Origin of the sequence: Thiomicrorhabdus sediminis (assembly GCF_005885815.1) — a bacterium.
Classification (GTDB): domain Bacteria; phylum Pseudomonadota; class Gammaproteobacteria; order Thiomicrospirales; family Thiomicrospiraceae; genus Thiomicrorhabdus; species Thiomicrorhabdus sediminis.
The window spans coordinates 1051774-1063931 of record NZ_CP040602.1 but is presented as its reverse complement, the minus strand read 5'-3'; the positions used below and the strand labels follow the sequence as shown (position 1 = coordinate 1063931).

General features: G+C 46.8%; 11 protein-coding genes. 4 read left to right on the top strand and 7 right to left on the bottom strand.

The window, feature by feature from the left end:
- Nucleotides 1–51: 51 nt before the first annotated feature.
- The 5 genes from rnc to FE785_RS04790 all read right to left on the bottom strand — a co-directional run bounded on the left by rnc (nucleotide 52) and on the right by FE785_RS04790 (nucleotide 5666).
- Nucleotides 52–759 carry a ribonuclease III gene (gene rnc, locus FE785_RS04810; RefSeq protein WP_138564676.1) on the bottom strand — a complete coding sequence of 236 codons (708 nt, stop codon included), beginning with the start codon at nucleotides 757–759 and terminating at the stop codon, nucleotides 52–54.
- A 2-nt stretch (nucleotides 760–761) separates the two neighbouring features.
- A complete protein-coding gene (gene lepB, locus FE785_RS04805) occupies nucleotides 762–1532 on the bottom strand; it encodes a signal peptidase I (protein ID WP_138564675.1) in 771 nt (256 codons plus the stop codon).
- Between the two features lie 3 nt (nucleotides 1533–1535).
- Nucleotides 1536–3341 carry a translation elongation factor 4 gene (lepA, locus tag FE785_RS04800; protein WP_138564674.1) on the bottom strand — a complete coding sequence of 602 codons (1806 nt, stop codon included), beginning with the start codon at nucleotides 3339–3341 and terminating at the stop codon, nucleotides 1536–1538.
- Nucleotides 3342–3618: 277 nt separating this feature from the next.
- Nucleotides 3619–5034, bottom strand: coding sequence for a DegQ family serine endoprotease (locus FE785_RS04795; protein ID WP_138564673.1), 1416 nt, complete (start codon nucleotides 5032–5034; stop codon nucleotides 3619–3621).
- 143 nt (nucleotides 5035–5177) lie between these two features.
- A complete protein-coding gene (locus FE785_RS04790) occupies nucleotides 5178–5666 on the bottom strand; it encodes a SoxR reducing system RseC family protein (protein ID WP_168188913.1) in 489 nt (162 codons plus the stop codon).
- A 264-nt stretch (nucleotides 5667–5930) separates the two neighbouring features.
- On the opposite strand from FE785_RS04790, the gene nadB reads away from it, so the two are divergent.
- Complete coding sequence (nadB, locus tag FE785_RS04785) at nucleotides 5931–7556, top strand: L-aspartate oxidase (protein WP_238696376.1); 1626 nt, start codon at nucleotides 5931–5933, stop codon at nucleotides 7554–7556.
- 21 nt (nucleotides 7557–7577) lie between these two features.
- On the opposite strand, the gene FE785_RS04780 is transcribed toward nadB, so the two are convergent.
- Nucleotides 7578–8207, bottom strand: coding sequence for a CBS domain-containing protein (locus tag FE785_RS04780; RefSeq protein ID WP_138564671.1), 630 nt, complete (start codon nucleotides 8205–8207; stop codon nucleotides 7578–7580).
- A 348-nt stretch (nucleotides 8208–8555) separates the two neighbouring features.
- Here FE785_RS04780 and FE785_RS04775 point away from each other — a divergent pair, with 348 nt between their 5' ends.
- A complete protein-coding gene (locus FE785_RS04775) occupies nucleotides 8556–9443 on the top strand; it encodes a polyprenyl synthetase family protein (RefSeq protein WP_138564670.1) in 888 nt (295 codons plus the stop codon).
- Between the two features lie 256 nt (nucleotides 9444–9699).
- A complete protein-coding gene (queD, locus tag FE785_RS04770) occupies nucleotides 9700–10080 on the top strand; it encodes a 6-carboxytetrahydropterin synthase QueD (RefSeq protein ID WP_138564669.1) in 381 nt (126 codons plus the stop codon).
- 70 nt (nucleotides 10081–10150) lie between these two features.
- Here the strand turns inward: queD and FE785_RS04765 are convergent, their stop codons facing one another.
- Nucleotides 10151–10717 (bottom strand): chemotaxis protein CheW, encoded by a 567-nt coding sequence (locus tag FE785_RS04765; RefSeq protein ID WP_138564668.1) that lies wholly within the window; start codon nucleotides 10715–10717, stop codon nucleotides 10151–10153.
- Between the two features lie 319 nt (nucleotides 10718–11036).
- On the opposite strand from FE785_RS04765, the gene ygfZ reads away from it, so the two are divergent.
- Nucleotides 11037–12122, top strand: a complete 1086-nt coding sequence (ygfZ, locus tag FE785_RS04760) for a CAF17-like 4Fe-4S cluster assembly/insertion protein YgfZ (protein ID WP_138564667.1) — start codon at nucleotides 11037–11039, stop codon at nucleotides 12120–12122.
- Nucleotides 12123–12158 lie beyond the last annotated feature (36 nt).

Below are 12158 nucleotides of genomic sequence, written 5' to 3'. Positions count from 1 at the left end.
AATTGCATATGCCGAACAAGCCCTGTCGAGCACAAGTGCGACTGACCGCTTTTATAACTGGTCCAATGCTTCCAAGGCAATTTCGGCGGCTTTTTGTTCGGCTTTACGACGGCTTGAAGCAACCGCTTCAAACTTACTGTTTAATTTGGCGACAAAACATGACACGGTAAACTCCTGCGCATGTGCGGCACCATTGACACTGATAATGGAGTATTCCGGTAAAGCCTCATTGCGCGATTGTAGGAACTCCTGCAAACGGGTTTTAGGGTCCTTACCGACTTTTTTCGGATCAAGCTCTTGCAAGCGTTTATCGTAAAAACGCATAACCATGGCACGGCAAGCTTCCAGACCACCGTCTTCATAAACCGAGGCGATAATCGCTTCGACCGCATCGGCAATAATGGAATCACGACGGTAACCACCGCTTTTCAGCTCGCCCGGCCCCAATACCAAATAATCGCTTAAATCATATTCTCGGCCGATTACCGCCAGCGTATCACCCTTGACCAAATGGGCGCGAACACGGCTCATATCACCTTCGGGCAACTTGGCAAACTGATGGAACAGGACATCGGCAATCACGAAGTTAACCAGGCTATCGCCGAGGAATTCAAGACGCTCATTGTTTCTCGCCCCCATACTGCGGTGCGTTAAAGCGTGCTGCAGAAAACCGATATCCTGATATTGATAACCCAGTTTGTTAGCCAACTGTTGCAGTTTTGCGATACGTTCCTGTGTCAATTTAGTCGCCTTAGCCATGACTAATCGATCCCTTTTCCGATTCGATCAAAATGTAAACCATTGTCCCAGTTCATCCAGATACCGAATGCTTTACCTTTCAGGTTACGCTCCGGCACAAAGCCCCAAAAACGGCTGTCATTACTGTGGTCTCGGTTATCACCCATCATAAAATAGTGGCCATCCGGAACCACGACCGTATCCATGTCTTTAGAACCTTTTTCCATATCCAGTAAAACCTGATGAGCCTGACCATCCGGGAAAGTCTCTTCTACCACCGAAGCACCATTCATAATGGCACCGGACTCAACGCCCTTATATTTACCCAGATAAGTCTGGCTAACAGGCTTGTCGTTGATAAACAGGGTACGGCCGATATAGGTGATACGGTCCCCCGGTAAACCGACAACACGTTTAATATAATCGACATCCGGATCATCAGGATATTTGAATACAACGACATCACCGCGTTGCGGTAACGAGATCGGCAGAATCTTGGTTTGTGTTACCGGCAGCTTGACCCCGTATGAGAACTTGTTTACGGCGATGAAATCACCGATTTCCAAAGTCGGATACATCGATCCCGATGGGATTCTAAAGGGTTCGATAATAAACGAACGTAGAATCAAAACCACCAGAAAAACCGGAAACAACGAGCGCGCATATTCGATAATGATCGGTTCTTTATCCGGCATCATCGCGGCTTCACGTTTTGGGCGCCAAACAATGCGGTCAACAAAATAAATCACACCGGTAATAGCGGTGACCATTACCAAGATTAATTCAAAACTCATGGATTAGGACTCTCCTGTATCTAGAATTGCCAAGAAAGCCTCTTGCGGCAGTTCAACGCTACCAATCGACTTCATACGCTTTTTACCTTCTTTCTGTTTCTGCAACAGTTTCTTCTTACGAGAAACGTCACCACCGTAACATTTGGCTGTTACGTTCTTACGCAAGGCTTTGACATTCGAACGTCCGATAATCTTACCACCGATAGCGGCCTGAATGGCAACATCAAACATTTGGCGAGGAATGACTTCTCGCAATTTTTCGATAATCACCTTAGCACGCTGTACCGCAAAACTTCTGTGCACAATCAACGCCAATGCATCGACTTTTTCACCGTTGACCAAGAAGTCGACGCGAATCAAATCATCAGCCTGGAAACGTTTGAACTCATAATCCATCGATGCATAACCACGACTGCAAGATTTCAGACGGTCGAAGAAGTCCAATACCACTTCGTTAAGCGGCATTTCATAGTTGATTGAAACCTGACCACCGGAATACTGCATATCTTTTTGCACACCGCGCTTTTCAATACACAGCTTCATTACCGCACCGACATACTCGTTCGGCACTAGGATATTGGCCTGAATAATCGGCTCACGCACCTCTGCAATGGTCGCCGGATCGGGCAATTCCGAAGGGTTGTCGATCTTAATCACATCACCGGCCTTGGTTTCCACCTCATAGACAACGGTCGGTGCAGTGGTGATCAAGTCCAGATTGTATTCACGCTCAAGACGCTCCTGAATGATTTCCATATGCAACATACCCAGGAAACCACAACGGAAACCGAAACCTAAGGCTTCCGAAGTTTCCGGCTCAAAATGCAGCGCCGCATCGTTCAGACGCAGTTTACGTAATGACTCACGCAGATCTTCATAGTCTTCCGAGGAGATTGGGAATAACCCGGCAAATACGCGCGGTTGTGCCGGCTTGAATCCTGGCAAAGCCTCGATTTCAGGTTTGGTTGCATCGGCCAAGGTATCACCAACCGGCGCACCGTCAATATCTTTGATACCGGAAATAACATACCCGACTTCACCGGCTTGCAAAAACGGCTTGGAGGTACGCTTTGGCGAGAAGATCCCTACATCGTCAACCAAATATTCTTCCTTGGTCGACATCACTTTCATTTTGGTCTTTTTGCCGATTTTACCGTCTATCACTCGTACCAACGAGACAACACCCAGGTAATTATCGAACCATGAGTCGATAATCAGGGCTTTTAACGGCGCATCCGGATCACCTTCTGGTGGTGGAATCTTATTCACGATATCTTCCAAGGTCTCTTTGATACCGATACCCGATTTGGCCGAAGCGCGCACCGCATCGGTGGCTTCGATACCGATAATATCTTCGACTTCTTCGATAACGCGCTCCGGATCCGCCGCCGGCAGGTCGATCTTGTTCAAGACAGCCAAGACTTCGAGCCCCTGCTCGATCGCGGTATAACAGTTAGCAACCGTTTGCGCCTCAACCCCCTGAGACGCATCGACTACTAATAGCGCCCCTTCACAAGCCGCCAAAGAACGAGAGACTTCATAGGAGAAGTCAACATGTCCCGGAGTATCGATAAAGTTCAGCTGGTAGGTTTCACCGTCGTCAGCCTTATAGTTCAAAGTCACACTTTGCGCCTTGATGGTAATACCACGCTCACGTTCCAGATCCATTGAATCCAAAACCTGTGCGGCCATTTCTCGGTCGGTCAAACCACCGCAGTGTTGAATAAAGCGGTCGGCAATAGTCGATTTACCATGGTCGATGTGGGCAATAATCGAAAAATTTCGAATATTTTTTAAACTGTCTGACATTTCAGCTCCAAATCCGTTAGCAGTTTGGTGGTATTTGGCTTGCTTTTTTCCGGCAATCTGCTGCAAAAAAGTAGTCAAAAAACCACCATAAAAAAAGGGGCCACTGCCCCTTTTTATACAACTTGTTTTTGACTTTCTTTGCGGCGTTTTCGCTCACCTGCATAGCAAGTTGTATTGGTTATCAATGAATGGCGCTTATTCTACGCTAATTTGTCAGATTTCGCATTGCAAATTAGTGATTTTAAAAGCATTGAATCCGCCCCATTCAGCGAACAATTTAATCTTCCAAAGTAATCGGTATAAACATGGAACGTTTATTACGAATAATTCGCAGCGGTAACGAACGCCCTTCGGGTAACTTCTTCAATAGCTTTTTCAAACTGGCGACATCCTTCACCGGTTTGAAATCGATACTGACGATGACATCCCCCTGTCTCAAACCGGCCTTTTTAGCCGGTCCGCCAAACACTTTGGTAATCGCCACACCAAATGGTAGATCAAGCGCTTGCAGAGCCTCCTTGTCCAAGGTCTGCACATAAGCACCTAAACGGTTGCCAGCCGAGCCACTATCCGAACCACCTGAGCTGGCTACTTGATTGGCTTCATCCAGTGACTTCAAACGCACCTTGATACGCTTGGTTTTGCCTTGACGAAGAATCTTCAACGCGATGGGCTTATCAATTGGCGCAACCCCTACCATTGGCGGTAAGTCGGTCGACTTCTCGACTTTTTGACCATTGAATTCAAGAATAATATCACCGGCTTCAATGCCCGCCTCCTGTGCAGCCGTATCGGGATAGGTTTCCCCCACCAACGCACCATAAGGCTTATCCAAACCAAACGACTGCGCCAAATCGCTAGTCACCTCTTGAATCTGTACCCCTAGATAACCACGGGTCACCTTACCGTCGGCCTTGATCTGGTTGGCAACGGTCATGGCGATATCGATTGGAATCGAGAACGACAAGCCCATTGAGCCACCGCTTTTGCTGTAAATCTGCGAGTTGATACCAACCACTTCACCATCTAGGTTAAACAAAGGCCCCCCCGAATTCCCCGGATTGATCGGCACATCCGATTGGATAAACGGGACATAGGTATCATCCGGCAAAGCACGCCCCAGTGCGGAGATAATGCCGTGGGTCGCGGTAAAATCGAGTCCGAAAGGTTCCCCGATTGCCAATACCCACTGCCCGACCTTTAAATCAGCGGAACTGCCGATTTTGGCATAGGGTAAATCTTCACCGTCAATCTTCAATAGAGCGACATCGGTTCTTTTGTCCGAACCAACCACTTGGGCGACCATTTCTTTGCGATTGCGTAAACGCACAATCACTTCATCAGCGCCTTCAACCACGTGGTTATTAGTCAAAATATACCCGTCCTCACTGATAATGAACCCCGAGCCAAGCGAGTGCTGTTGCTTAGTTTCGCCTTCACCACTCCGAGGTTGCGGAATGCCGAAGAAGTAACGCAACATCTCTTCCGGCATGCCTCTGAACTGCGGCGGAATCTGCTGTTGTGCATCAATGTTTTTGGTAGTACTGATATTGACGACAATCGGATTGGTCTGTTCCACCAGCGCGCTGAAATCGGGCAAGCCATACTTATTAGGCTGAGCCGCATAGGCATTGAGCGGATACAACAGCCAAGCACTTAGCAACAAGCTTGTAATTAACACCGCTTTTTTCATGGTCGTCTACTCCTTAGATATTTAGATATATTATGAATAACTATCGCTTTATAAACTTGATCAGAATTTGTATCGATTTGTATCGGTTTATAGGGTTTTGCACATTTCAATTCAAGGCAATGCTCTACACGGTCACCGAGCCTTTACTCACCTGCTGGCCAAACCCGACCCAGTTTAGGTCGAGCCGGCCGATAGAACCTGCGGGTAAACCACCAGCCTACTAACAAACCTGCTCCGCCGCCCACAACCGCCAACAGGTCTTCACTGAACTGCTGTTTAAAAATCCAACTTAACAATATAGCCCCGACAAACATTCCCAATAATGGCAAACCATAAGCCATAAAGGTATGTTTAAGCAGTTGTGATTCATCCAGGATCAACTCTACTCGGTCACCCACATGGCAAGCCGTGTTTTTTTCCACCTGAATCGGTTTGGTTGTACCGCCAAACAGCTGTGAAAGCGCCGAAGTGCCGCAAGATTTATTGGCACAACCGCCGCACGCCGAGGCTCTTTGCGTCTGCACCCAAACATGGCTTTCATCGACCGCAAGCACAACGCCCGATTCAATCAAAAGATTGGCGTGATTTTCCGCAGCAGACTCTGGGCTGTTTTTGGAATCCAATTCTGACAAAGTCATCTCCAGTTAAGTTTTGTTAGCCGCTGGCGCTAAAACGGTCGAATTTAAAGCAACAGCCCTTTATTTATCAGGGGGATTTCATTAAATATGGCTTATAATATGGTACTATTCAGACGAAGTTTCAAGCCAAGAAGCTGAATAGATATTGAAAAAACCTGAATAAAGTTTGACGATAGTCAGCTGCACAGCAGACGGCAACCCGATATTCACTCACGCAAATTCTTCTAATTCATTGACTTAGCATTTTAGGACACCACCTTGAAAGATAACCAGCACCATATTCAGACCGATATTCTTGTTATTGGCAGTGGCATTGCCGGCTTATCGATCGCCCTGAAATTGGCCAAAAACCATCAAATCACCATCCTTGCTAAAGGCTCTTTGACCGATGGCAGCACCAATTATGCACAAGGCGGTATTGCCGGAGTGCTCGATCCGTTCGACAGTATCGAAGCGCATATCGACGATACGCAAACCGCCGGGGCAGGCCTGTGCGACCCGAAAGCGGTTGCAGTAGTGGCCTCTCATGCCGCCGAGACCATTCAAGAGCTGATTGAACTGGGTGTGCCTTTCAGTAAAGAATACAATGAAGATAATGCCGAAAAATTCCCGTTTCACTTGACCAAGGAAGGCGGTCACAGTCACCGACGCATTATCCACGCAGCCGATCATACCGGCCAATCGGTACTGAGCACACTGGTGCAACGCGTCAGTGAACACCCAAACATCACCCTATTACCCGATCATATCAGCATCGATTTGGTTAAAAACGCCAAAGGCAACCGTTGTATTGGCGCCTATGCACTGAACCAGACTGAAAAACAGGTCTATGCCATTTCATCTCTGTTTACCGTTTTGGCAACCGGTGGCGCCAGTAAGGCCTATCTTTATACCAGCAACCCGGACACCTCTACCGGTGATGGTATTGCCATGGCATGGCGTGCCGGTTGTAGTGTCGCCAATATGGAATTCAATCAATTCCACCCGACCTGTCTATTTCACCCAAAAGACCGTTCCTTTTTGATCAGTGAAGCGGTGCGCGGCGAAGGCGGTATCTTGCGCTTACCAAACGGCTACGCCTTTATGCAGGATTATGATGAACGTGCCGATTTGGCACCGAGAGACATTGTGGCCCGCGCGATTGACCAGGAAATGAAAAAGCACGGTATCGACTGCGTCTATTTGGATATCAGCCATAAACCTGCCAAATTCATTAAAGCACACTTTCCGACCATCTATCAGCGCTGTAAAAACGTTGGCATCGACATCAGTAAAGAGCAGATCCCGGTAGTGCCAGCCGCGCACTACACCTGTGGGGGCATTCTTACCGACCTGGAAGGCAAAACCACTTTAGACGGCCTTTATGCAATCGGTGAAGCGGCTTACACCGGTTTACACGGTGCCAACCGTTTGGCAAGCAACTCGTTGGCCGAAGGCTTGGTGTTTGCCAAAATGGCGCACAAAAGCATTGAAAACACCTTGGCGCATAACGACTTGGCGGAAAACCAATATAAACACCTGCCCATTCGTGCCTGGGATACCAGCCGAATCACCGATCCGCGGGAAAAGATTCTGGTTAGCCACGACTGGGATGAGTTGCGCCGTGTGATGTGGGACTATGTTGGTATTGTCAGAACCAATACCCGTTTGAAAAGAGCGCGTCAGCGTATCCGCAACCTGCACAAGGAAGTACACGAATATTTTCGCCAGCACACCTTGACCCGTGACCTTCTCGAACTGCGTAACCTGGTATTGGTTGCCGAATTAATGGTAATGAGTGCACAACGCCGTAAAGAAAGCCGTGGTTTACACTACAACCTGGATTATCCGCACCTGCAGAAAAACCCTCGCCCAACCATTTTAAAGAACAACTCCGCACGCTGATATTGGCGCTTTGGCGTCATCCTAGGTATAGATTTCAATGGGTGGTTCTTGTGCCAGTCGGGTGATCAAATCCTTTTCGGTGACAATTCCCAGTAACTTTTGATAGTCATTCAAAATCACCAGTGAATCGACATCAAACTCGGTCAACACCTGGGCGACATGGCGAATTTCGGTTTCTGCAGTGGTGGTAATGACCTGCGGATGCATAACCTGCGCCACCGTCTCTCGTTTGACCCCTTCTATCTGCCCGTCTCGATCGACCAGCATACGCGCCAGCAAATCGGTCTGCGAACAAATCCCGACCAGTGAATCGACATCCAATACCGGTAAATGTTTAATATTGTGCTTTTGCATCAATGCCCAAGCATTCTCCAGGCTAGCATTGGATTGAACGCTAATGACAGGCGTGCTCATGATCTCAGCCACTCTGACAATGACACGGCGCTCACCGCTGTTTTGCTGATTCTTTTTATAGGCGTTCAAGGCTTCTTTTTTCTGGCTGCTATTAGAACCCTTAACATCGACCTTGACGCCCCCCAGTTCAGTGTCTTCCACCCGGTTAATGCGCTTAGCGGGATCCACCTTCAATACCGGCAGATTTTGCGCTGCGCCAATAAAGCTTTGCCCTTCTGGGCTATAAACCATAAACATTCGCTTACCTGCCGAAATAAATGACCAATTTTAGCAACGGTTATAGAGCGTTCATCGAAAAACGTTCGATAACCCATATATTCACCATACCATATTAGTATTATCGGCTAGAAAATGCTAAAGCTTTAATTTTCATAATGATAGTCGAATAACTTGATAGTCAAATTTGTTTTTTAAACCCTGACACAAACCGCGCTATAAAGCTTACATCAATGCGCTCAACCCACGGCTATTTATTTAGCTCGCTTTAAAGGCTAAAATAATGCTATCTGCCCACAGGTCAGCATTGCTGACTGGATTTAAAAGGCCGTCTTTGACGGCCTTTTTTATTGTAAATGGAGTTTAGCGTTGCAAACACAATTAAGCGCCTATCAAATGCGTATCAATCTGGTTCTGGAAAGAGCCATCAGCCAATTCTCAGAACGCCAAATCGGTGACCGACACCCGCTGTTTGATGCGATTCGTTACGCCACCATGAACAATGGTAAACGTGTCAGACCCGCTTTGGCTTATGCTATTGCCGACGCTTTACAGATTGAATTGCAATACATCGATAGTGCCGCCGCCGCTTTGGAACTGATTCATAGCTACTCTTTGGTTCATGACGACTTGCCGGCGATGGATGACGATGATCTGCGCAGAGGTCAACCAACCTGCCATATTCAGTTTGACGAAGCCACGGCGATATTGGTTGGTGATGCGCAGCAGAGCCTGGCTTTCCAATTGGTCAGCGAGGATGAAACACTCGATGCGGAACACAAGGTTGAAATCCTGCATCTACTCAGCGCGACCAGTGGCCCCTTAGGTATGATTGGCGGGCAGATGCTCGATCTTCGTGCCGAAGAACAGCCTGTTGATCTGCAGCAGCTGAAAACGCTGCATATTTTGAAAACCGCCCGCCTCATCCAGTGTGCTTTACTGATTGGTGCCATTCATCATCAAGATTATGCGACCCTGAAACCGGCTTTATGGCAGCTCGGCGAGCTGATTGGTCTGGCCTTTCAGGTACACGACGATATTATCGACATTGAATCAAGCACCGAAACCCTTGGCAAACCGCAAGGCAGCGACCAGCTCAACGATAAATCGACCTATCCAAAACTGATGGGCTTAGACAAGGCCAAGCAGTATCGTGATGAGCTGCTTAATGAAGCGAAAAACTTATTGAGCAACAGCGCTTTCAAACATCCATTTATTGCCGATCTGATCGACTATATCGGCTCGCGCGATCATTGATCGGCTAGATGCTTGAAATAAAGCGTAAAAACCACGATAAAACAATAAATTTTTCAGCCACTTAGGGAGTTTAAACTTGCATCCCCCGTGGATTTCATTATAATCCGTGGCCTTTAATGACAACACATGCTTTAGTACTCCAATCGACGAGAGCTTGCCAATCAATACATTTGCAAAACCGTTGAATAAGGCGCTAAATATTCTAAGCTGGCAAATTAATCGGCTTGCTTGACTTACTTAAGAGATAGAAACAGTTATGGCTCAACGCTTTGTTTTAAAAACCTTGTTAGATTTTGCTTCCGCCCATAGCCTAAGAGGTTATCCGGGTGATTGTGCAAAACTGCATGGACATAACTGGAAAATCGAAGTTCAGGTCAGAGGTGAAAAACTGAACGAGATCGGTATGGTTATCGATTTTAAAGAGATCAAACGCCACGCCAAAGAAGTGATCAAAGAACTCGATCATAGCTTTTTAAATGATCATGAGCACTTCCAAGAAGTTAACCCTACCGCTGAGAACATCGCGGTTTACCTGTTTGATGAAATCAATAAACGCATCAGTACAGACGCGGTTGCCATGCACAGCATTACCGTTTGGGAAAACGACCGTAACTGCGTTACCTACTCAAACGATTAGGCAACAAGCCAATCGACAGACAAAAAAACCGGCATAAGCCGGTTTTTTTGTATTGAATAAGAAAACAACTTTAGCCGTTTCTAACCGGCAGATTCTCATCCTCTTCATTCTCGTCGATCTTTTCAATCAGACCATCCGATGCCAACTTATCCAAATCAACCAGAATCACCATTCTTGACTTGGTCGGCTTATCTTCGGCATTGGAATTGACATTGCCGGCGGCACTTTGCGCTTCTTCCGGCTTAATCGAGGTTAACCCCAACATAAACTGGTTATCCAATGACGCTGAGATATCCGGTGGCGGCTGCAGACTGCTCATATCGAAGCTGTGCACATCAGAAACGGCATCAACCACCAAACCGACAATACGCTCTCCCAAAGAGGTAATCACATGGACAACGATAACAACCGTGGTACCGCCATAACTGGCAGGTAACTTAAAACGTTCACGCAAATCGATAATCGGAACAACCGTACCGCGCAGGTCGATCACCCCTTTTACATAAACCGGTACATTAGGTAAAGGTCTCGGCTTTTCCCAGCCACGGATTTCCTGAACTCGCTGAATCTCTACACCGAACTCTTCTTTACCCAAGATAAAGGTCAAAAACTCTTGCTTAGTCGTTGCCACAAGCATTCTCCATAATAAAACCAGAACTTGACGCCACTATTGTCCAATTAAGCCTAGGGCTAGTTTTCTGTTTGGCAAAGCCGTCAAATAATATTTATCCATATTACTGAGTACACCCATTAAATTCAATGAAATTTAAACCGACATGACAACTAAATGCCTTCAAACTCTTGAGAAAAAATATTTTATCCCTATAAAAAATTCTACAAAATGATGAAACGGCAACGACTTAAAGATAGATAACTTGTTATTTAACGTCAGTTAGGTATCATCACGCACAAATTAAAAAATCGTAATCCTAATGGTCTTCAAAAGGTCTACAAACATGACAGCAAATACGCAACTAGATCCAATCTGGGCAGAACATCTGGCCGAACAAAATGCACAATTTGACGAACACGGCAAAATCACCACTTTTGGTCATGCCGAACTAGAGCGTATTCTCATTAAAAACGGGCCTGTGGTTACCAGCCTGACCCACCAAGCCTTGATCAAGGTGGCAGGTTCTGAAGCGCAACAGTTTTTGCAGGCGCAGTTAACCAGTGACATTAACAAGGTCGATGATCACCACGCACAGATTTCCGCTTACTGCGATCCGCAAGGTAATGTGCTGGCAGACTTTTTGGTATTTAAATACCAAGGTGATTTTTATCTAAGCTTTGACGGCTCTTTGCGTGAACCGATTCTCAAGCGCCTGCAGATGTTTGTCTTGCGTTCCGATGTGCAACTGACTGAAGTTTCACAGGAGCTGATCCACATCGGTTTTGCCGGAGAGTTTGGTGACCTGGATATCCAGCGCCGCTTAAACACCAAGGTTAAGCACGACTTCGAATCCGGCTTTATCTCAAGCCGTCATATGAAAGATGTTTTGGTTATCAAGGTACCGGGTCCTTACCACAAATATGCGCTATTCGGCCCTGCTGAGCAGATGAAAGAAGCGTGGAAAAAAATCCGCGATAACAGTGATGTCACCAATAGCTATGACTGGCGTTTACTCGATATCGCCAGCGGTGTCGCTCACATCACCGAAGCCACTACAGGGCAATTCACTGCACAGTTCCTCAACCTGGATAAATTGGATGCCATCAACTTCCAGAAAGGCTGTTTCCCGGGACAAGAGATTATTGCCCGTATTCACTACCGCGGCAAGGTCACCAAACGTACTTTACGCCTTCATCTGGCAGAAAACCTAGACCTAAATCCGGGCGATAGCTTGGAGCTTAAGGATGAAGCCGACAAGACTCACAAGCTGACCGTTTTAAACGCCAGCAGCGACATCTTCACCGGCACCCTATGCTTGGCGGTTGGCACCTTAAAATCACTGGAAGGTGCGACCGGTGACTTAACAAGCGAAAACGGCGCTAAAGTCAGTATTGAACCCTTACCTTATCTGGTGACAGAAGAAGAATAATTCTTTTTCAACAGATAAATAAAAAACCCGCTTAAT